This window comes from Microbacterium sp. NPDC064978 (genome assembly GCF_044543605.1).
Classification (GTDB): domain Bacteria; phylum Actinomycetota; class Actinomycetes; order Actinomycetales; family Microbacteriaceae; genus Microbacterium; species Microbacterium meiriae.
The window spans coordinates 248,188-268,967 of the sequence record NZ_JBITWF010000003.1; the positions used below are offsets into that span (position 1 = coordinate 248,188).

The following is a 20,780-nucleotide window of genomic DNA, read 5'->3' on the forward strand; positions in this document are numbered from 1 at the left end:
GACATGACCGACTACGCCGTCGTCAACCCCGCCACCGGCGAGACCCTGGCGTCGTACGACACGTTCACCGACGCGCAGATCGAGGAGGCCGTCGCCGCCGCGGACGAGGCCCACCGCGAGTGGTCGCGCTCCACCACGGTCGCCGACCGTGCCGCGCTGCTGCGCCGTGCGGCCGAGCTGCACCGCGAACGCCGCGAGGAGCTGGCCGACATCTTCGTGCGCGAGATGGGCAAGCCCCGGGATGCCGCACTCGGCGAGGTCGACTTCGCCGCCGACATCGCCGAGTACTACGCGGACCAGGCCGAGGACATCATGGCCGACCAGCCCATCAAGATCCTCGGGGAGGGGTCGGCGATCATCCGCCGCTCCTCGCTGGGACCGCTCGTGGGCATCATGCCGTGGAACTTCCCGGCCTACCAGATCGTGCGCTTCGCGGCGCCGAACCTGATCGTCGGCAACACGATCCTGCTGAAGCCCGCGCCGCAGTGCCCGGAGTCGTCGAGCGCGATCGAGGCGATCTACCACGACGCCGGCTTCCCGAAGGGCGCGTACCAGAACGTGCTCGCGACGAACGACCAGATCGCGGCCATGATCGCGGACCGGCGGGTGCAGGGGGTGTCGCTGACCGGCTCCGAGCGCGCCGGCGCCGCGGTCGCCGAGGTGGCGGGGCGCAACCTCAAGAAGGTCGCGCTGGAGCTGGGCGGGTCCGACCCGTTCATCGTGCTCTCCACCGACGACCTCGACACCACCGTGCAGGCGGGTGTCGACGCGCGGCTCGACAACAACGGTCAGGCATGCAACGGCGCCAAGCGCTTCATCATCGTCGACGACCTCTACGACGCGTTCGTGGAGAAGTTCACGGCGGCGATGGCGGCCGTCGAGGCGACCGACCCCACGCTCGACGACACGGTCCTCGGCCCGGTCTCGTCGGAGGCGGCGGCGGAGAACCTGCAGAAGCAGATCGACACGGCCGTGGCCCAGGGCGCGACGCTGCTCACGGGCGGTACGCGCGACGGGGCGTTCTTCGCGCCGACCGTGCTCGCCGACGTGACCCCGGAGATGGACGTCTACCGCGAGGAGCTGTTCGGTCCCGCGGCGGTCGTGTACCGCGTCGCGGACGAGGACGCGGCGGTCGCGCTGGCCAACGACACCACGTTCGGCCTCGGCTCCTACGTCTTCACGACGGACGAGGCGCAGGCGGAGCGGGTGGCCGACAGGATCGAGGCGGGCATGGTCTACGTGAACCTCGTGCTCGCCGACAGCCCGGAGCTCCCGTTCGGCGGCATCAAGCGCAGCGGCACGGCACGCGAGCTGGGCCACCTCGCCGCCGACGAGTTCGTCAACAAGAAGCTGATCCGCATCGGCTGATCGTCGACCCACCCCCTTGCGGCCGAGCGGCCCCCTTGCGTGCGTACGCAAGGGGGCCGCTCGCACGAGAGGGGCCGGGTCGACGGGGGTGCGCGTCGAGGACGGACGAGGCACAATGGCGGCATGAGCGCGCACACGGATCCGGTCCAGACCCTCACCGCGGAGCAGAGCTGGGAGCACCTGCGCAGCCAGGAGCTCGGGCGGCTCGTGACCCGGGTCGGCGACACCATCGACATCTTCCCCGTGAACTATGCCGTGGACGGCGAAGGCCTGCTGTTCCGCACCGCCCCCGGGAGCAAGCTGTTCGAGCTGACGGTCACCGCCGACGTGCTCTTCGAGGTCGACGACCACACGGACACCGCGGCCTGGAGTGTCATCGTGCGCGGACGTGCGGAGGCTCTGGAGACCGACGCCGACATCGAGCGGGCGGAGGCGGCGGGTCTGCGCCCGTGGATCCCGACCGACAAGCGCGTGTACGTGCGCATCGCGCCGACATCGGTCTCCGGCCGTGCGTTCCGGCGCGATCCGGAGCCCGACCGGGACGGGCCGCAGGAGTACTGAGCCCGGCCCGGGGAGGCCTCGGCGGGCGTAGGGTCGGGGTATGGCCAACGTCGCTGAGAACATCGTCAAGACTCTGAACGCCAACGGAGTCGACCGGGTCTACGGCATCCCGGGCGACTCCCTGAACGGACTCACGGACGCCCTCCGCAAGGACGGCCGGATCCGCTGGGTGCACGTGCGCCACGAGGAGTCCGCCGCCTTCGCCGCCGCGGCCGACGCCGGCACCACCGGGGACCTCGCCGTCGTGGCGGGTTCATGCGGCCCCGGCAACCTGCACCTCATCAACGGCCTGTACGACGCGCAGCGCTCCCGGGTGCCGGTGCTGGCCATCGCCGCCCACATCCCCACCGTCGAGATCGGCACCGGATACTTCCAGGAGACGCATCCGCAGGAGCTGTTCCGCGAGTGCAGCGTGTACGTCGAATACGTCGCGGACCCGTCGCAGATGCCGCGGCTGATGGAGATCGCCATGCGCGCGGCCATCGAGCAGCGCGGCGTCGCGGTCCTCGTGATCCCCGGTGATGTGGCGCTGTCCGAGATCGCGGACGACCGCGCCGTGGTGATCGAGCGCACCCGCCCGCTGATCCAGCCCAGCGGTCCGGAGCTGGAGAAGGCCGCGACCATGCTGAACGCGGCCAAGAAGGTCACCATCCTCGCCGGGGCCGGCGTGGAGGGCGCGCACGACGAGGTGATCGCGCTCGCCGACGCACTCGGTGCCCCCATCGTCCACGCGCTGCGCGGCAAGGAGTTCATCGAGTACGACAACCCGTTCGACGTCGGCATGACGGGGCTGCTCGGATTCGCGTCGGGCTTTCGGGCGATGGAGGCGGCGGACACGCTCCTCGTCCTCGGCAGCGACTTCCCGTACGAGCAGTTCTACCCGGAGCACGCGACCACCATCCAGGTCGACATCCGCGGCTCGCAGCTCGGCAAGCGGCACCCGCTCGACCTCGGGCTCGTCGGCGACGTGAAGGCGACCGCCGAGGCCCTGCTGCCCCGTCTCGCCCGGAAGGACGACCGCGGCCACCTCGACGACGCCGTGGCCCACTACCGGAAGACGCGGAAGAAGCTCGACGAGCTCGCGGTGCCGGCGAAGGGCGCACGCCCCATCCACCCGCAGTACCTGGCACGCCTCCTGGACGAGTACGCCGCCGACGACGCGATCTTCACTGCCGACGTGGGCTCGCCAACGGTCTGGGCCGCGCGCTACCTGTCCATGACCGAGGGACGCCGGCTGATCGGGTCGTTCACGCACGGCTCGATGGCGAACGCCCTGATGCACGGCATCGGCGCGCAGGTCGCCCATCCGGATCGTCAGGTCGTGGCGCTCGCCGGCGACGGCGGCCTCGCGATGATGCTCGGCGAGCTGCTCACGCTCACCCAGAACGGTCTCCCGGTCAAGACGATCGTGGTGAACAATTCATCGCTGAACTTCGTGGAGCTGGAGATGAAGGCCGCCGGCTTCGTCACCTACGGCACGGGGCTCGACAACCCGAGCTTCGCGGCGATCGCCGAGGCCATGGGCATCTTCGCCCGTCGGGTGGAGCGCAGCGAGGATCTGCCGGACGCCGTCCGGGAGGTCCTCGCGCACGACGGTCCCGCGCTGCTCGACGTCGTGACCGAGCGCCAGGAGCTGTCCATGCCGCCGGCGATCGAGGCCGCGCAGGTCAGGGGCTTCGCGCTCTACGCGATCCGCACGGTCATGTCGGGCCGCGGGGACGAGCTGCTCGACCTCGCACGGGCGAACTGGCGTCAGCTGTTCTGACGCGGCTCACCACCGCGACGACGCCGGCTCGGGACCCCCTGTGGATCCCGAGCCGGCGGCGTGTCAGCTCTCGACGAGGGCCCTGACCTCTGCGGCCTCGGCGTGCCGTCCCAGTGCCTCCAGCACATCGCCGAGCTCCAGTGCCGCGACCTGACGCAGCGGCGGGAAGCTCTCGGCATGGTCCAGGGCGCTCCGGTAGGCGGGTACGGCGTCGGCCGGACGGTCGTTCCCCGCGAGGACGCGCCCCGCGAACAGTTCCGAGCTCCCGGCGGCGCCCTGATCCCCGAGCGCGGCGAAACCATCGGCGGCAGTGAGGGCGGCGGCGACGGACTCGTCGATCCGGCCGAGCTGGGCCAGGGCGCGGCCGCGGGAGTCGGTCACGTCGGCGAGCAGCCAGCCGGCTTCATGCTCCTGGGCGAGCGCGGCGACCTCGTCGAAGAGGGGGAAGGCGCGCTCGTCGCCGCGACCGCCGTAGGCCTGGCCGAGGCTGTGCAGCACCTCGGACAGTGCGCCGACGGCCTCGGGGGCGCGACGAGCGATCTCCGCTGCGCCCTCCAGCAGCCGCACGGCGTCGTCGTGCTCCTCGAAGCGGGCGAGGATCTTCGCCTGCTCCGTCATGGCCATGGCCTGGTCCGCGTGCGCCTCCGCCTGTCCGAACAACTCGGCGGCGTAGCCGTGTGCTCCGACCGCCTGGCCGAACTCTCCGGACTCGGCGAGAGACCGGGCGAGGAGAGAGGCCGTCATGGCACGGGAGCCGGCGGGCGTCTCGGCGTCCTCCTCGCGCTGGAGCACGTCGCCGAAGAGCTCCGCGGCCTCCTCGGCGTCTCCCGCGCGGAGCATCGCCCTGGCCAACCGGAAGTCCACGCCGGTGCGATCGCCGTCATCCTGCAGCCGAGCAGCCAGACGGTAGCGGGCGACGGCCTTCTCGGGCTCCTCTGCGTCCTCCCAGAGCGCGCCCGCGAGCACATGGGCGTCGGCGAGAGCCCGCGTGGCGCCGAGCTCGGCGAGCAGCCGGCACACCTCGTCGGCGTCCGTCGCCCCATCCTGGTACGCGCCCGTGCCGCCCCGCACGCGGGCCCGAGTCTGCAGCGCGTGGGCCCGATGACCGGCGGACAGGTCGTCCTGGGCGAGGAAGCGGTCGAGGAGCGTGCGGCCGGCGTCGAGGTCGCCCTTGCTCAGCACGGCGCCGATCGCCACGAGGGTGGTCGTGTTGGACAGCCTGGTGTCCTCCGCCTCCGCGAACGAGCGGGCCGCGAGCTCGGCGAGGTCGAGGGCCGCGTCCGGCTCCTCGGCCCTGAGGTGCAGCGACGCGCGGCTGATGGCCAGGTCGCCGCGCGACCAGGCCGGCAGACGGTCGGCCGCGGCCAACTCCTCTTCGAGCGCCGCCATGGTCTCGTCGGTGTGCAGCCCGAAGGTCGCGAGCTTCAGACGCTCCTCGAGGTCGGCCTGCGCGTCGTTCCCTGCGGCCCGCAGGGCGGCGATCCGCTCGGGGAGGAGGCGCTCGGCCTCGTCCACGCGATCGAGCGCGACGAGGATGCCGAGGTGCATCGACAGGAGCTGCGCGCGCTGGGCGGCGTCGTCGACCTCCAGGGCGTGCGGGAGCGCGGCGAGGGTCTCCTGCTCGGCGCCGAACTGCGCGAGCTGCATCGCCCGCTCGTACCAGGCCTCCGGATCCGCCGGAGTGGCGGCCGGGGTCGGCGCGACGAACGCATCGGAGCGGATCGGGACGTCGTAGCGCTCGTCGGCGAGAGCGCGCATCCGGGCGAGGCTGCGGGCGTGGCCGTCGGTGCCGTCCCGCTCGTCGAAGTCCGCGCCGATGCGCTCCGCCGTCGACCAGGCGGTCGCTGCCAGGTCGGCGGCGCTCCACGGGCCGTCGTGGGCCCCGAGCAGCGGCACGAGTGCAGGGGCGTCGGCACCGCGGACCGGGGTGTCGCCGTGGCCGGCGGCGGTGACGCGGTCGAGAGCGACCGCGAACGCCGTGAGGGCGGCGAAGTGCGCGTCGACGTTGAGGCCGTCGTGGGCGAGCCACGCGACGTGCTTCTCGATCAGGGCCAGCGCCCGCGCCTCGTTGCCGGTGATCGCGGCGAACACGATGTTGTTCGCCACGATGCGCAGGTTGTCGGGGTTGTCCTTGGCCAGTCGGTAGCTGCGCAGGTGCGCGGTCTTCGCATCTTCCGTGCGTCCGGCGCGGAGGTACGGGAGGAGGACGCGGGAGAGCGCGTGCTCCGGCTCCTCGCCGCAGGAGAAACCGCCCTCGATCATCTCCTCGACGAGCCGGATGGCGTCGGCGTCGCGATCGGTCTCCGCGAAGAATCCCGCGAACTGGCTGCGGCTGCACGCGTCGCAGTGGCTGTGCTCGTCGCGCGGCGTTGCCTCGAGCTGCACGCGGAGGGCTTCGGCGGCGTCGAACCGGCCGGCGTCCCAGGCGTCGTCGAAGCGGGCGGTCAGCACGCCGCTGAGGCCGAGTCCTGCGGCACGGTAGTGCGACTCCATGTCGTCGAGCACCGCGGCGATCTGCTCCTGCGAGAAGGCGGGGGAGGAGCGCAGCGAAGACGCCATCCACTTGAACTGCCACATCAGGTCGGCGCCGCCGTTGTCGAGGTCGGCGGGGAACCGCTGCGGGTCGGCGTCGTGATGCGCGAGGCACCAGGCGAAGGAGTTCAGCATGACGTCGGTGGCGCCGACCATGTTCGCCGACGCGGTCTGCCGCATCCGGGCCTCGTATTCCAGCCGTTCGTCGCCGATCTCGATGGCCAGCGCGACCGCCTCCGCCACGAGGGCCTGCTCCGCCGGGCCCCACGGGGTGCGATCGATCTCCTCGATGAGCTGCTGGAAGCGCTTCTTCGGACGTGCCATGGAGGGCCCTTCGGGTAGTCGGGGGGTGTCAGCGCGCGTCGAAGGGGAGAGTGTCCCCCTCGATACCGGCGGAGAGTGAGACGAGGTCGGAGAGGGCGCTGGTCATGAGCGCCCGATCGGCGTCCGAGAGGGGGTGGTGCCCCGCGAGAAGCGCCTGGATGTAGAGCAGCTGGACGGTGCGTGCGAAGACGGCGTCGTCCTCGACGCGGACGAGGGCCCGGACGACGCGGTTCGACCAGTTCAGGCACAGTCGCGCCGTGAGGTCGTCGTCCCGCGACGAGGAGAGCGTCTGGTCGATGCGGTCGAGCACCCCGCCCCAGAGCGTGCTCGCGATGCCCTTGGTGCGCCCGCGGTCGATCGTCCGCAGCACCTCGGGGTCCGCCACGTACAGTCCGGTCAGCTCCGGGCGGTCGATCGCCCGGACGACCACGGCGCAGTCCGAGGACTGCAGGACGGCGCCGGCGCGGGACTCCAGCGCCATCGCGATGTCCCGGTCGTCCAGCGGCGGCGGGTCGAGGCGATCGAGCTCCCCGGTCACGTCGACCTTCTCGACCGTGACCTGCGGGTAGAGGTCGGGGAGCAGCCGGATCAGGTCGGCGTCGTAGAGGTAGCCGCCGTTGACGAGGACCTCGTCGGACGGCGAGATCCCGGCCACCTGGCGGAACTCGTCGACCGTCTGGGCGTAGCGCACGTGCGGGTACCGCTCCACGAGCTCGCCGATCCGCAGCGTGCCGTGCGTGGTCTCCACCGTGAGCCAGCGGGTGATGAAGCGCGCGAGCTCCTCGTCGTGTCGCACCAGGGACTTGAGGCCGACCTCGTGCACGGCGACGAACTGGGCGAGGCGATGCGGTTCACGCAGTCCGAGTTCGAGCACCCAGCGGCGGATCCCGGCGCCGAGCTGTTCGCGGACGTGCTCCAGCGCCGTGTCCTCGACGAGGGATTCGCGGCTCGCGGTCGGTGCGAGGCCGGTGGAGTCGATGACGGCGCGCACGAAGAACGCCCAGTCGGGCAGCACGTCGTCGACGCGTTCCGACAGCAGCATGCGGCCCAGATACATGCGGGTCGCCTGCCGGGCGCCGGGCGGAGGAGCGAAGGGCAGGACGTATGCCAGGCCCTGCGTCCCGGTCGCCGGCTCGGTCAGCGGGATCACGTCCAGCGGCGCCGCACCGAGCAGGTCGCGGCCGTACTGCACGGCCGCTTCGACGTCGGCGGCGGGGTCGAGGAAGGGCGCCTCGCGGGTCACGTCGATGTCCCCGCCGGTCGCATCGATGGTCACCCGCACGGGCAGGAACTCCCCGAACGTGGTCGCGAGCTCGTGCACGGCGGCCGGTCGCAGCAGCTCGTCGGCGTCGAAGCGCGGCACGAGGTGCACGCTGGTGCCGATCGGCAGGTCGTCATCGATCTCCGCGACCCGGAAGGTGCCGTCGGCGCTGCCCGTCCACTCCACCGCGGAGCCGCCTCTGGCGCTGCGGGAGCGGATGACGATGGTGTCGGCGACCATGAAGCAGCTCAGCAGCCCGATGCCGAACTGGCCGAGGAAGTCGCTCCGGGGGAGGTCGAAGATGTCCCGCTTGGAGCTGCGCCCGACGGTCGCGAGGAGATCGGCGACCTCGGCCGCGGTCAGCCCCACCCCGTCATCGCGGAGCACGAACTCGCCCGTCTGTGCGGTGAGCGGCGTGATGCGGATGCGGCCTCCGCCCCCGTCGACCTCGCGGCGCGCCGCGATCGCGTCCCGCGCGTTCTGGAGCAGTTCCCGCAGATAGACCCGGGGACTGGAGTAGATGTGCCTGCTGAGCAGGTCGACGACTCCGCGCAGATCCACCTGGAACTGCTGCACATCCCCACTCACATGCGTCCCTTCCTGCTTCGTCCGCCCGCCGAGCCTAGCAACAACGCGGGTTCCGCTTCCTGTTCGGCACCACGGGATCGATGCCGTATGCTTGGTGAGCAGTTGTTCTCTGCATTCTTTCGCCGTGCCTGGCGTCTTCGACATCGGCCGGTGGCAGGGTGGGGAGGGCATCCCCGAGATCTCCGGGTCTCTAGGGCGGTAGCTCAATTGGCAGAGCAGCGGTCTCCAAAACCGCAGGTTGCAGGTTCGATTCCTGTCCGCCCTGCGCGTCAGCGCACGCTGACACACGAAAGGTACATTCAGGATGGATCAGGACGAACCGCGCGGCGACGTCGTCGCGGCCGGCGCCACGCGCCAGAAGAAGGGCAACCCCTTCTCCCGGTTCTTCGGGGGCATCGCCCTGTTCATCCGCCAGGTCATCGCCGAACTGCGCAAGGTCGTCACCCCGACCCGCAAGGAGCTTTTCAAGTTCACGGGTGTGGTGCTCGTCTTCGTCCTGATCGTCATGGGCATCGTCTACGGTCTCGACTACGTCTTCGGGCTCCTGACGCACTACGTGTTCGGAATCCCTGGCTGATGACCCCCGCGGCATCGGCCGCAGCTATGGAGAAGAAGCAACGTGTCTGAACGATATTCCGACGACGCCGACTGGGCGACCGCCGCAGAGCAGTCCAGCGAGGAGGACGAGGCCCAGGAGGGCAACGTGCTCGCCGCCGAGGAGCTCTCGGTCACCTCTGCCGAGCACGTCGCGGTCCACGTCGAGGACGAGGACGGCGAGCAGGAGACGGAAGACATCGACATCGACATCGACGACCCGGAGGCGGACGCCATCGTGAACGACGCTCTGAACCTGGACGAAGCCGCGGAGTCCGAAGCCGCCGCCGAGGTCCTCAACGATTCCGTGGCCGAAGAGGTCGCGGAGCAGGAGGCCGAGGCCGCCGACGAGGTCACTCCCTACGAGGGGCCCGACGTGAACGGCGAGGACGACCGTCCGGCCGCCGAGTCCGACGAGGACGAGTCGGCTTCCGAGGAAGACCCGTACGAGGCCTTCCGCATGGACCTGCGCATGCTCCCCGGCAAGTGGTACGTCATCCACTCGTACGCCGGCTTCGAGCGCAAGGTCAAGGCGAACATCGAGCAGCGCAAGTCGACGCTCGAGGTCGAGGACGAGATCTACCAGGTCGAGGTCCCGATGGAGGACGTCGTCGAGATCAAGAACGGCCAGCGCAAGATGGTCACCCGCGTGCGCATCCCCGGCTACGTGCTGGTGCGCATGGAGCTCACGGAGGACACCTGGTCGGTCGTGCGGCACACCCCCGGCGTCACCGGCTTCGTGGGCAACGCCCACAACCCGACGCCGCTGCGCTTCGAAGAGGCCTTCAACATGCTGAAGTCCCTCGTCGAGGTCAAGGACGTCCCGACCGCCAAGAACATCGCGGCCAAGGGCGGCGTCGCCGTCGCCCGTCCGCTTCCCGCCGAGGTCGACTTCGAGGTCGGCGAGACCATCACGATCAAGGAGGGCTCGTTCGCGGGTCTTCCCGGTTCGATCAGCGAGATCAAGCCGGAGAGCGGCAAGCTCACGGTCCTCGTCTCGCTCTTCGAGCGCGAGACCCCGGTCGAGCTGTCGTTCGACCAGGTCACCAAGATGATCTGACCGCGGGTCACTGAGCCCGCCGAAGTGCACGAGAACGGCCGTCCCTTCCGGGGCGGCCGTCTTCTCTTCCCCGACCCACCCCGTTCCGTGCCTCCCGGCCCTTTGCGGACGCACGCACGGGGCCGGCTCGCACTCGAGGGGCCGGCTCGCGAGTGGGGGAGTGATCAGGTAGACTTACGTGGTTTGTGCGATAGCCCGCTGGGGTCCCTGAGCTTGTCGAAGGGCGCGCAGACGACCACGGGCCGGAGAGGCCGGAGCCGTGGGAGAAGCGGATGCTCGCATCCGCCTCGAGGAAAGGAAAGAGAATGGCACCGAAGAAGAAGGTGACCGGCCTGATCAAGCTTCAGATCAACGCCGGTGCCGCCAACCCGGCGCCGCCGATCGGCCCCGCGCTCGGTCAGCATGGCGTCAACATCATGGAGTTCTGCAAGGCGTACAACGCCGCGACCGAGTCGCAGCGTGGCAACGTCATCCCCGTCGAGATCACCGTCTACGAGGACCGCAGCTTCACCTTCGTCCTGAAGACCCCGCCCGCGGCGGAGCTCATCAAGAAGGCCGCCGGCGTGCAGAAGGCTTCGGCCACCCCGCACACCGTCAAGGTCGGCAAGATCACCAAGGACCAGGTCCGTCAGATCGCCGAGCAGAAGCAGGCCGACCTGAACGCGAACGACATCGAGGCCGCCTCGAAGATCATCGCCGGCACCGCCCGTTCCATGGGCATCACGGTCGAGGGCTGAGGAGAATAATCATGGCTACCAAGTCCAAGGCTTACAAGGCTGCCGCCGAGAAGATCGAGGCAGACCGTTTCTACACGCCGTCCGAGGCCGTCGCGCTCGCGAAGGAGACCGGTTCGGCGAAGTTCGACTCGACCGTCGAGGTCGCGCTGAAGCTCGCCGTCGACCCGCGCAAGGCGGACCAGATGGTGCGCGGCACCGTCATCCTCCCCCACGGCACCGGCAAGACCGCCCGCGTCATCGTGTTCGCCACCGGCCCCGCGGCCGAGGCGGCGATCGCTGCCGGCGCCGATGAGGTCGGCGGCGCCGAGCTCATCCAGAAGGTCGCCGACGGCTGGACCAACTTCGACTCCGCGGTCTCGACCCCGGAGCTCATGGGCCAGGTCGGCCGTCTCGGCAAGGTGCTCGGTCCCCGTGGTCTGATGCCGAACCCGAAGACCGGCACCGTGACCCCGAACCCGGCCAAGGCCGTCGAGGAGATCAAGGGCGGAAAGATCGAGTTCCGCGTCGACAAGCACGCCAACGTGCACTTCGTCATCGGCAAGGCCTCGTTCTCGGCCGAGCAGCTGAACGAGAACATCGACGCCGCTCTCGAGGAGATCGTCCGCCTCAAGCCGTCCAGCGCCAAGGGCCGTTACATCCAGAAGGGTGCGGTGTCGACCACGTTCGGCCCCGGCATCCCGCTGGACGTCAACGCCATCTGACGCGTCGACGGGTTCGCACCTGTCGCACCGAACGCCCCCGGGTCCGCCCGGGGGCGTTCCGCGTTCCCGGGCCGCCCGCGACATCCGGCGTCATCCGATGCGGGGAACGCCCGGAGCGACGCGTACTGTGGGGGAGTTCCCGCGGTCGTCGCGTAAACTCGCACCCGCGCTTCTCACCCCAGGAGGGTCCATGTCCCGTCGTCTCATCGCCGTCACCGCACTCGTCGTCGCCGCCGCCGCCCTGACCGCGTGCAGCGGTTCGAGCACGCCCGCGAGCACGGACGGCGAGAGCGCCGCGGGCTCCGACTTCGGCCTGGTGAAGGACGGCACGCTGACGGTCGCGACCGAGGGCACCTACCGGCCGTTCAGCTTCCACGGCGACGGCGGCTCCGGCGACCTCACCGGCTACGACGTCGAGATCATCCAGGCCGTCGCCGACGAGCTCGGTCTGAAGGTCGAGTTCCAGGAGACCCAGTGGGACGCGATCTTCGCGGGTCTCGACGCGGGCCGCTTCGACGTGATCGCGAACCAGGTGTCGATCAACGACGAACGCGAGGCCAAGTACCTCTTCAGCACCCCGTACACGGTGTCGCCCGGCGTGATCGTGGTCAAGGAGGACGACGACTCCATCTCGTCGTTCGACGACCTCGAGGGCAAGACGACGGCGCAGTCCCTCACGAGCAACTGGTACGAGCTGGCCACCGAGTCCGGCGCCAAGGTCGAGGGCGTCGAGGGCTGGGCGCAGGCCGTGGAGCTCCTCCGCCAGGGCCGGGTGGACGCCACCGTCAACGACAAGCTGACCTTCCTCGACTACGAGACGACCAACAGCCCGACCGGCCTGAAGATCGCCGCGGAGACCGACGACGCCGGCGAGCAGGCCTTTGTGTTCACGAAGGACAAGGAGGCGCTCGTCGATGCGGTCGACGAGGCGCTCGACACGCTCCGTGCCGACGGCACACTGGCCGAGATCAGCGAGAAGTACTTCGGCGAGGACGTCTCGCAGTAGGCGATGCAGAATCCCTGGGAGCTCTTCTTCTCCTCGCTCGGGCCGATCGCCTGGGCGGGGCTGACGGCGACGATCCCGCTCGCCCTGGTGTCGTTCGTCCTGGGGCTCGTGATCGCGATCGGCATGGCGCTGATGCGGATCTCGGTGCACCCGGTGGTGTCCGGCATCGCGCGGTTCTACATCTCGGTGATCCGCGGCACGCCGATGCTCGTGCAGCTCTTCGTGATCTTCTACGGCCTGCCGTCCGTCGGGGTGACCCTCGATCCGTGGCCGAGCGCCATCATCGCGCTCTCGCTCAACGTCGGCGGCTACGGCGCCGAGGTCGTGCGGGCGGCGATCCTCTCGGTGCCGAAGGGGCAGTGGGAGGCCGCGTACACGGTCGGCATGAACCGCACCCGCACGCTGACCCGCATCATCCTGCCGCAGGCCGCCCGGGTCTCGGTGCCGCCGTTGTCCAACACGTTCATCTCGCTCGTGAAGGACACCTCCCTCACCTCGCTGATCCTCGTGACGGAGCTGTTCAAGGTGGCGCAGCAGATCGCCTCCACCACGCTCGAGTTCATGGTGCTGTACCTGGCCGCGGCGCTGGTCTACTGGGTGATCTGCCTGGTGCTCTCCTTCGGGCAGAGCGCCCTGGAGAGGAGGCTCGACAGTCGTGTCGCGCACTGACCCCACGGCCGAACCGCTGCTCACCGCACGCGGGCTGCACAAGAGTTTCGGCACCACCGAGGTGCTCCGCGGCTTCGACCTCACATTGCATCGGGGCGAGGTCGTGGTGCTCATTGGGCCCAGCGGCTCGGGCAAGACGACCGTCCTGCGCGCCCTGAACGGGTTGGAGACGCCGGACGCGGGGACCATCGTGATGGCCGGGGGACCGGAGATCGACTTCGCACCGGAGGTGCGCCCGAAACCGCGCGTGGAGAAGCAGCAGCGGCTGGCGCTGCGTGACCGGTCGGCGATGGTGTTCCAGCACCACAACCTGTTCCCGCACCTGACCGTGCTGGAGAACGTCATCGAAGGGCCGTGGCGGGTGCAGGGCCGTCCGAAGACCGAGGTCGTCGCCGAGGCCCAGGCGCTGCTCGCCCGGGTCGGCCTCGCCGACAAGGCGGACGCGCGGCCGCATCAGCTCTCCGGAGGGCAGCAGCAGCGGGTCGGCATCGTGCGGGCGCTGGCCCTGCAACCGGACCTGCTGCTGTTCGACGAGCCGACGAGCGCCCTCGATCCGGAGCTGGTCGGCGAGGTGCTGCTCGTCATCAAGGAGCTCGCCGATGAGGGATGGACGATGGCCGTCGTCACCCACGAGCTGAGCTTCGCCCGCGAGGCCGCAGATCACGTGCTCTTCCTGGACGGCGGCGTCGTCGTGGAGCAGGGGCCGCCTGCTCAGCTGTTCAGCGCCCCGCAGCATGAGCGCACGCAACGGTTCCTCACGCGCATCCTCCGTCCGCTCGACGGCGCCTGAGCCCTCGACCCCGAGGGCGATCGGTGGCAGGATGCGGTGCGTGGGCACCATCGACGACTACCTGACCGACCTTGACGCGGCGGACCGCGCAGTGATCGATCGCGTGTACGCGATCGCCACGGAGGAGGTGCCGGATGCGGAGCAGGGCAAGGGGTATGGGATGCCGGCGCTCGTGCTCGCCGGAAAGCCTCTGCTCTCGGTGATGCGTGCGAAGAAGCACATCGGCGTCTACCCGTTCAGCCCCGAGGCGGTCGCTGCCGTGGCGGGCCTCCTCGACGGTCATCCCGATATCAGCGTCGACAAGGGGACGATCCGGTTCCAGCCGGAGCACCCGCTGCCGGAGGACGCGGTCCGGGCCCTCGTCCGGGCGCGGGTGGCGCAGATCGACGCGGCGTGAGTGGCTAGGCGTCCAGCACCGGGAGCACCAGGCTCACCGCCAACGTGATCATCACGACCGCGATCACCGCGTCGAGGAGACGCCAGGAGCGCGGGGTGCGCAGCCACCGTCCGAGGTAGCGGGCACCGAAGCCGAGGGCGGTGAACCAGAGGAGGCTCGCGATGACCGCCCCTGCCGCGAACAGCCATCGCTCGTCGCCGTGCGTCGCGGCGATCGAGCCGAGCATCAGCACCGTGTCGAGGTACACGTGCGGGTTCAGCCAGGTCAACGCCAGTGTCGTGAGGATCACCGGGGCGAGGCGGGTGCGGGTGAGGGCCCCGGTGCCACCGGACGCCTCGAGGACCGGAGCGTCGCCCCCGTCGACCACCAGCTCCTCGCCGCCACGCCAGGCCCGTCGCGCCGCGAGCAGCCCGTAGCCGAGGAGGAACAGCGCCCCTGCCCAGCGGGCAACGACGACGAGCCAGGGAGCGGCGGACAGCACGAAGCCGAGCCCGGCGACGCCGACGAGGATCAGCGCGGCGTCGGAGAGGGCGCAGACGATCACGACGGCGAGGACGTGCTCGCGCCGGATGCCCTGTCGCAGCACGAACACGTTCTGCGCGCCGATCGCGACGATGAGCGACAGGCCGAGGCCGAGGCCGGCGAGAACGGTGAGCATGCATCAAGCCTAGGGATGCTGGCCATGAGGTGCAGCGAAGATTCCTTTCTCACCATTAGCATCGCTGATGTGAGGATCGACCCGGAGCTCGCCGCCACGCTCGCCGCCGTCGCGGACGAGGGAACCCTCGACGCCGCCTCCCGCCGCCTGCGCGTCACCCCGTCCGCCGTCAGCCAGCGGCTCAAGGCGCTCGAGGAGCAACTCGGGCGGATCCTCCTCGTGCGCAGCAAGCCGGTCCGCCTCACCGAGGCCGGGGAGTCCGTCGTGCGCCTCGCGCGGCAGATCGCGCTCCTGGAGCAGGATGCGCTCGCCGGGGTCGGCATCGAGGAGGGCGGTGGGGGACACCGCATCACGCCTCTCGCCGTCAACGCGGATTCCCTGGCGACCTGGTTCCTCCCGCCGATGGCGCGCCTCTCGGCCGCGCACGACATCGACCTGGACCTGCACCGCGACGATCAGAACTTCACCGCCCGACTGCTCGAATCGGGGACCGTCATGGCCGCGGTGACGAGCGAGGCCACGGCGGTCGCGGGGTGCACGGTCACGCCCCTCGGCGTGCTCGAGTACCGCGCCATGGCCGAGCCTGCCTATGCCCGTCGATGGTTCCCTGACGGCGTGACGCCCGCCGCGCTGGCGCACGCGCCGTTCGTCGACTTCGACCGCCGGGACACCCTGCAGCACGAGTGGCTGGCGGCACGGGGAGTGCCGGCGGCGGGCGTTCCGCGACACTACGTCCCGGCGTCGCACGACTACGCGCTCGCGGTCGGCCTCGGCCTCAGCTGGGGGATGGTGCCGCGACTGCAGGAGGTCCCCGGGCTCGTCGCGCTCGGCGGTCCGACCCTGCGCGTCGCCCTGTACTGGCAGCAGTGGAACCTGCGCTCCGCGCTGCTGGACACGATCGCGTCCGAGGTCGCGGGAGAAGCACGTCGCGTACTCGCTCGCGACCCCTGACGGGGCGGGTCGTCCCGAGGCCCTCGGCGTTCGCTCAGTCGGCGAGGGCGAGGGCGCGGAAGGCGTCGCGCTCGCGGAGCTGCTCGCGGCGACTGTCGACCGGGGCGACGGAGCGCGTCGGCACCGCGCGTCCCGTCGTGCGACGGTACAGCTCGTCGATGAGGTCGGTCGCGAGACCGACGAGTTTGGCGATCTCGCGGTCGTCCCGGTCGATCCACACGCAGCGGGGCTCGTCGTGGATGGGGGAGAAGTCGACGTGCTCCTCCCAGACGAACAGGGTGCGCTCGGCGCCCAGCACGTGCTGCTGCCACCAGACCTGGCGCAGGTACGTGCGCGGGATGCCGCGGAAGGCCTTGTTGGTGGTCTTGATCTCCGCGAGGCTGACGCGACCGTCCGCGTCCACCGAGATGCCATCGGGGGTGGCCAGGTGGCGGTGCTCGACCTCGGCGCGGAACAACGCGGAGGAGGGGAAGATGCCGTGCGTCGCGGCGACCCAGGCGGCGATCTCGGGCTCGCGGCGTCGACCGTGGTCCGTGTAGGCGTTGCCGCCGAACCGCGGCCCCCCGCCGAGCTTGGCGTCGGCGGCACGGGCGATCGAGCGTTCGCTGGTGAGTCCGGCGACGTCGGTGGCCGTGATGCCCCGGGACCGTGCCCTCATCCACGCCACGCGGTCGCGCGAGTCCGCGACGATGCGAGCTTGGAGTTCCGGGGTCACCAGAAGACTCTAACTCTCCCCCACCCCCGTTCCCGCCGTACACGCCGCCCCTCCCGCCCTCCCGCCGAGCCACCCCCTTGCGTGCGTCCCGGCCCGTTGCGTGCAGGCGTAAGGGGCCGGTGTGCACCGAAAGGGGTGGGGCGGCGGAGGAGGGGGGGACGGAGGAGGGGGATTTGGGGGGAGAGGGAGCGTGGGGTACAGTGGTTACAACCGAAGACCGCTGGTCATCGTGTGCGCATGAGCGCACAGGATCGAAGCTCTGCATCGCAGGGGCCCGCGCAGGTGTCACGAACTTCCGAGCTCCGTGCGCTTGCGCCGGAGCTCTTCTCTTTTGCAGGGGGTCGGAGGCCGGCGCCCCACCACCGTGCGGCGCCTCGTACACACCAAGGAGTGACCATGGCGCAGAAGGATGCATCGGTCAACGAGCTCACGAAGTCATTCGAGAACTCGAACGCCGTCCTGCTGACCGAGTACCGCGGTCTGACGGTTGCCCAGCTCAAGCAGCTGCGCAACAGCATCCGTCAGGACGCTGAGTACGCCGTGGTGAAGAACACGCTGACCAAGATCGCCGCCAACAAGGCCGGCATCTCCGCGCTGGACGACGACCTCAAGGGGCCGTCGGCTGTCGCGTTCGTGCACGGTGACTTCGTCGCCACCGCCAAGGCTCTGCGTGACTTCGCCAAGGCCAACCCGCTTCTCGTGATCAAGTCGGGCATCTTCGAGGGCAAGGCCCTCACCGCCGACGAGGTCAACACGTACGCCTCGCTCGAGAGCCGCGAGGTTCTGCTGGCGAAGGCCGCGGGCATGATGAAGGCGACGATGGGCAAGGCTGCGGCCACCATCGACGCGCTTCGCGAAAAGCTGGAGACCGCCGAGGCCGCGTAAGCGACCGGCGATCTCGTCTACAAACCCCATCTATCTAGGAGATACATCATGGCGAAGCTTTCCACCGAGGAGCTGCTCGAGCAGTTCGCCGGCCTGACCCTCATCGAGCTCAACGAGTTCGTGAAGGCGTTCGAGGAGAAGTTCGAGGTCACCGCTGCTGCCCCCGTCGCCGTCGCCGGTGCCGCTGGCGGCGCAGGCGAGGCCGCGGCCGAGGAGGAGAAGGACTCCTTCGACGTCATCCTCGAGGCTGCCGGCGACAAGAAGATCCAGGTCATCAAGGCTGTCCGCGAGCTCACCTCGCTCGGCCTCGGCGAGGCCAAGGCCGTCGTCGACGGTGCTCCGAAGGCCGTCCTCGAGGGCGCCAACAAGGAGACGGCCGAGAAGGCCAAGGCTGCTCTGGAAGAGGCCGGCGCGACCGTCACCCTCAAGTAATTCCAGCGCACCAGCGCTTCTGCGAAGGCCCCGGGTTCCGCCCGGGGCCTTCGTGCGTCCGCGGGGGTCAGCGCGGCGCCGCGGTCGAGCTGCGGACGACGAGCGCCGAGGCGGCTTCGACGCGCTCGACCGGAGCATCCGGCTCGCTCATCCGCCGCATCAGCAGGCGCACGGCTTCCCGTCCCTGATCCCGCGGCGACTGCCCGATGGTGGTGAGCGCGAACATCTCCGCATGCTCGTGGTCGTCGATCCCGACGACGCTGAGCTCGGTCGGCACCGCGATGCCCAGGCGGCGAGCCGCGATCACGGCGCCGATGGCCGCCTCGTCGCACACGCCGACGATGGCGGTCGGACGGTGCCGCCGGTCGCCGAGGAGTCCCGCCGCCGCCGCGTAGCCGCCCGGCATCGTGGGAGCCGAACCGGCGACCCGCGCCCGCGGCGTGAGTCCCGCCGCGTGCAGCGCCTCCCGGTAGCCGGCCAGGCGGCGGGCGTCGCCGTAGCTGAGGTCGGTGTCGTCCGTGGCACCGCCCACGAACGCGATGTCGGTGTGCCCGAGGTCGATGAGGTGTTCGGTGGCGATCCGGGCGGCGGCCGCGTCGTCGATCGACACGGCGCTCGCTCCCGCGCTGTAGGGGCCCACGCTCACGAGCGGTCGCCCCGTATGGTGCAGCCGTTCCAGCTCGCGGGCGCTGGGCTGGATGCCGACGGCGATGATGCCGTCGAACCTCCGGCCGGGCAGCACGCTCTCGAACAGCCGCTCCCTGGTCTCCGAGCGCTCGGGGACGCCGTAGAGCGAGAGGTCGTAGTCGAGCGCGAGCAGCGATTCCTGCACGCCCGCCAGCAGCTCGGCGAAGAACCACCGATCGACCGGCGGCATCACCAGGCCGATGGTGCCGGTACGCCCCGTGGCCAGGCTCGTGGCGGAGGAGTGCGCGACGTACGCGAGGTCCTGCGCCGCCTCCTCCACCCGCTGCCTGGTCTCCTCCGAGACATAGCCGCGGCCGCTGAGCGCACGGCTCGCCGTCGCTTTGGACACACCGGCGCGCATCGCGACGTCGGCGATCGTGCTCATCGTGTCCTCCTCGACCCGGTTCCACGACGGCGAGCGATCGGGCACTCGCCGGGAGCCATCGTAGCCGTTCCACACCGGGGGAGGAACCGGTTACAGGCGCGCCGGACTGGGAGCGCTCCCACCTTGTCATCCACTCGGATGTCAAAGGGTTGTGATCTTGTAACCTTCCCCAGTTGTACGGCGCGAAGGAACCCGAGTAGGTTGGCCTGGAATCGGTTCCCCAATGGTTGCGGCGATTGCTCTCCTTGGGCGGACTGAAGATCCACCTGAAGAGGAGAAGTACATGGCTTTGTCACAGCGATACCGCCTGCTCGCCCCCATCGCACTCGTCGGCGTCGCGTCTCTCGCGCTCGCCGGCTGCGCCGAGGGCGGGGGCGACGAGGGCGGAGAGACCAAGGACACCGTCCGGATCTCCGGCGGCATCACGGGCGTCGAGGCCGACGACCTGAACGCGTCCTTCGAGCAGTTCACGAAGGACACCGGTATCAAGGTCGAGTACACCGGCGACAAGGGCTTCGAGGGCAACATCGTCACCAAGGTGACGGGTGGAGACGCCCCGGACATCGCGATCGTCCCGCAGCCCGGTCTGCTCAAGACCCTCGTCGACACGGGCAAGGTCATGCCGGCCCCCGAGGCCGTCGAGTCCGCCGTCGACGAGAACTGGTCCGAGGACTGGAAGAAGTACGGCACGTTCGACGACACCTTCTACGCGGCGCCGATGCTGGCGAACCTCAAGGGCTACGTCTGGTACTCGCCGAAGCAGTTCGCCGAGTGGGGCGTCGAGGTCCCGGAGACCTGGGACGACATGATCGCCCTCACCGACACGATCGTCGAGAAGACCGGCGGTCCGGCCTGGTGCGCGGGCTTCTCCTCCGAGGCGGCATCCGGCTGGCCGGGAACGGACTGGATCGAGGACCTCGTCCTGCGCCAGTCGGGCCCCGAGGTCTACGACGACTGGGTGGCCGGCGACGTGAAGTTCACCGACCCCGAGATCAAGCAGGCCTTCGACGCCGTGGGTGAGATCCTGCTCAACCCGGAGTACGTCAACGCCGGCTACGGCGACGTCAAGAGCATCAACTCGACCGCCTTCGGTGACGTCGCCAACGCGGTGGCCAAGGGCGACTGCGCACTGACCCACCAGGCCTCGTTCCTGTCGGCGAACTTCCTCGACACGGAGACCGCGGACGGCAACGTCCCCGAGGTCGCACCGGACGGCGACGTCTACGCGTTCATCATGCCGGGCGAGACCGCGGGCGAGCTCCAGGTCGAGGGCGGCGGCGAGTTCGTCGCGGCGTTCTCGGACGACGAGGCCACCCAGAAGGTGCTCGAGTTCATGGCATCGCCCGAGTTCGCCGACGCGCGTGTCGAGCTCGGCGGCGTCATCTCCGCCAACAAGAACGCCGACCCGAGCCTCGCTTCGAGCGAGTTCCTCCAGGAGGCGATGACCATCATGCAGGACGACGCGACGACCTTCCGGTTCGACGCTTCCGACCTGATGCCGTCGACCGTCGGCTCGGGCTCGTTCTGGAAGGGGATGGTCGACTGGATCGACGGCAAGGACACCGAGACGGTGCTCTCCGACATCCAGGCCGGCTACGAGAACTGATCGCCTCGACGCGATCTTCGTAGGCAGAGCGGGGCCGGGCTGCACAGCCCGGCCCCGCTCCACCGATCCGTACTGCGCGGGAACCCAGCATGATCCAGAAGGGGACGT

20 protein-coding genes and 1 tRNA gene are annotated in these 20,780 nt (G+C 70.0%); 16 read left to right on the forward strand and 5 right to left on the reverse strand.

Translation table 11 applies throughout. From position 1 onward, the window contains the following. Positions 1 to 3: 3 nt before the first annotated feature. From ACIGJI_RS11255 to poxB, 3 genes are all read left to right on the forward strand, one after another. On the forward strand, positions 4 to 1,368 hold the full coding sequence (locus ACIGJI_RS11255; protein ID WP_363446784.1) for an NAD-dependent succinate-semialdehyde dehydrogenase: 1,365 nt from the start codon (positions 4 to 6) through the stop codon (positions 1,366 to 1,368). 123 nt (positions 1,369 to 1,491) lie between these two features. Beyond that, positions 1,492 to 1,929, forward strand: a complete 438-nt coding sequence (locus ACIGJI_RS11260) for a pyridoxamine 5'-phosphate oxidase family protein (RefSeq protein WP_187662196.1) — start codon at positions 1,492 to 1,494, stop codon at positions 1,927 to 1,929. Positions 1,930 to 1,969: 40 nt separating this feature from the next. Continuing rightward, a complete protein-coding gene (gene poxB / locus ACIGJI_RS11265) occupies positions 1,970 to 3,694 on the forward strand; it encodes a ubiquinone-dependent pyruvate dehydrogenase (RefSeq protein ID WP_363446787.1) in 1,725 nt (574 codons plus the stop codon). A gap of 63 nt (positions 3,695 to 3,757) precedes the next feature. Here poxB and ACIGJI_RS11270 read toward each other — a convergent pair whose 3' ends face one another. Then, the gene (locus ACIGJI_RS11270; RefSeq protein WP_363446789.1) at positions 3,758 to 6,550 is read right to left on the reverse strand and encodes a hypothetical protein; all 2,793 of its coding nucleotides are present in this window, start codon (positions 6,548 to 6,550) and stop codon (positions 3,758 to 3,760) included. Positions 6,551 to 6,578: 28 nt separating this feature from the next. Then, a complete protein-coding gene (locus ACIGJI_RS11275) occupies positions 6,579 to 8,399 on the reverse strand; it encodes an HSP90 family protein (RefSeq protein WP_268776692.1) in 1,821 nt (606 codons plus the stop codon). Positions 8,400 to 8,591: 192 nt separating this feature from the next. On the opposite strand from ACIGJI_RS11275, the gene ACIGJI_RS11280 reads away from it, so the two are divergent. The 9 genes from ACIGJI_RS11280 (at position 8,592) to ACIGJI_RS11320 (ending at position 14,353) form a co-directional block, all read left to right on the forward strand. Continuing rightward, positions 8,592 to 8,664: transfer RNA gene (locus ACIGJI_RS11280), tRNA-Trp, on the forward strand. Between the two features lie 39 nt (positions 8,665 to 8,703). Next, the gene (secE, locus tag ACIGJI_RS11285) at positions 8,704 to 8,976 is read left to right on the forward strand and encodes a preprotein translocase subunit SecE (protein ID WP_025102339.1); all 273 of its coding nucleotides are present in this window, start codon (positions 8,704 to 8,706) and stop codon (positions 8,974 to 8,976) included. A gap of 42 nt (positions 8,977 to 9,018) precedes the next feature. Then, positions 9,019 to 10,053, forward strand: coding sequence for a transcription termination/antitermination protein NusG (nusG, locus tag ACIGJI_RS11290; RefSeq protein WP_025102338.1), 1,035 nt, complete (start codon positions 9,019 to 9,021; stop codon positions 10,051 to 10,053). A gap of 305 nt (positions 10,054 to 10,358) precedes the next feature. Further along, positions 10,359 to 10,790 (forward strand): 50S ribosomal protein L11, encoded by a 432-nt coding sequence (gene rplK / locus ACIGJI_RS11295; protein ID WP_025102337.1) that lies wholly within the window; start codon positions 10,359 to 10,361, stop codon positions 10,788 to 10,790. Between the two features lie 11 nt (positions 10,791 to 10,801). Next, a complete protein-coding gene (gene rplA, locus ACIGJI_RS11300; protein ID WP_025102336.1) occupies positions 10,802 to 11,491 on the forward strand; it encodes a 50S ribosomal protein L1 in 690 nt (229 codons plus the stop codon). Between the two features lie 190 nt (positions 11,492 to 11,681). Then, a complete protein-coding gene (locus tag ACIGJI_RS11305) occupies positions 11,682 to 12,497 on the forward strand; it encodes an amino acid ABC transporter substrate-binding protein (RefSeq protein ID WP_187662192.1) in 816 nt (271 codons plus the stop codon). 3 nt (positions 12,498 to 12,500) lie between these two features. Then, entirely contained in the window at positions 12,501 to 13,166 is a 666-nt protein-coding gene (locus ACIGJI_RS11310) for an amino acid ABC transporter permease (protein ID WP_187662191.1), read from the forward strand. Next, a complete protein-coding gene (locus tag ACIGJI_RS11315; RefSeq protein ID WP_269474804.1) occupies positions 13,153 to 13,956 on the forward strand; it encodes an amino acid ABC transporter ATP-binding protein in 804 nt (267 codons plus the stop codon). The genes ACIGJI_RS11310 and ACIGJI_RS11315 overlap by 14 nt, the downstream gene beginning before the upstream one ends. A gap of 31 nt (positions 13,957 to 13,987) precedes the next feature. Beyond that, complete coding sequence (locus ACIGJI_RS11320; RefSeq protein WP_327036718.1) at positions 13,988 to 14,353, forward strand: DUF1801 domain-containing protein; 366 nt, start codon at positions 13,988 to 13,990, stop codon at positions 14,351 to 14,353. Positions 14,354 to 14,357: 4 nt separating this feature from the next. Here ACIGJI_RS11320 and ACIGJI_RS11325 read toward each other — a convergent pair whose 3' ends face one another. After that, positions 14,358 to 15,011: a LysE/ArgO family amino acid transporter gene (locus ACIGJI_RS11325; protein ID WP_363446793.1), complete on the reverse strand. Its 654-nt coding sequence runs from the start codon at positions 15,009 to 15,011 to the stop codon at positions 14,358 to 14,360. A gap of 69 nt (positions 15,012 to 15,080) precedes the next feature. Here ACIGJI_RS11325 and ACIGJI_RS11330 point away from each other — a divergent pair, with 69 nt between their 5' ends. Further along, positions 15,081 to 15,962 (forward strand): LysR family transcriptional regulator ArgP, encoded by an 882-nt coding sequence (locus ACIGJI_RS11330; RefSeq protein ID WP_363446795.1) that lies wholly within the window; start codon positions 15,081 to 15,083, stop codon positions 15,960 to 15,962. 34 nt (positions 15,963 to 15,996) lie between these two features. On the opposite strand, the gene ACIGJI_RS11335 is transcribed toward ACIGJI_RS11330, so the two are convergent. Continuing rightward, on the reverse strand, positions 15,997 to 16,677 hold the full coding sequence (locus ACIGJI_RS11335; RefSeq protein ID WP_187662188.1) for a YqaJ viral recombinase family protein: 681 nt from the start codon (positions 16,675 to 16,677) through the stop codon (positions 15,997 to 15,999). 396 nt (positions 16,678 to 17,073) lie between these two features. On the opposite strand from ACIGJI_RS11335, the gene rplJ reads away from it, so the two are divergent. Both rplJ and rplL read left to right on the forward strand, forming a co-directional pair. Further along, a complete protein-coding gene (gene rplJ / locus ACIGJI_RS11340; protein ID WP_025104226.1) occupies positions 17,074 to 17,562 on the forward strand; it encodes a 50S ribosomal protein L10 in 489 nt (162 codons plus the stop codon). A 48-nt stretch (positions 17,563 to 17,610) separates the two neighbouring features. Then, a complete protein-coding gene (gene rplL / locus ACIGJI_RS11345) occupies positions 17,611 to 17,994 on the forward strand; it encodes a 50S ribosomal protein L7/L12 (RefSeq protein ID WP_025104227.1) in 384 nt (127 codons plus the stop codon). Positions 17,995 to 18,061: 67 nt separating this feature from the next. On the opposite strand, the gene ACIGJI_RS11350 is transcribed toward rplL, so the two are convergent. Beyond that, positions 18,062 to 19,066, reverse strand: coding sequence for a LacI family DNA-binding transcriptional regulator (locus ACIGJI_RS11350; protein WP_259951361.1), 1,005 nt, complete (start codon positions 19,064 to 19,066; stop codon positions 18,062 to 18,064). A gap of 283 nt (positions 19,067 to 19,349) precedes the next feature. Here ACIGJI_RS11350 and ACIGJI_RS11355 point away from each other — a divergent pair, with 283 nt between their 5' ends. Then, complete coding sequence (locus tag ACIGJI_RS11355) at positions 19,350 to 20,672, forward strand: ABC transporter substrate-binding protein (RefSeq protein ID WP_187662185.1); 1,323 nt, start codon at positions 19,350 to 19,352, stop codon at positions 20,670 to 20,672. The last annotated feature ends 108 nt before the right edge of the window (positions 20,673 to 20,780 follow it).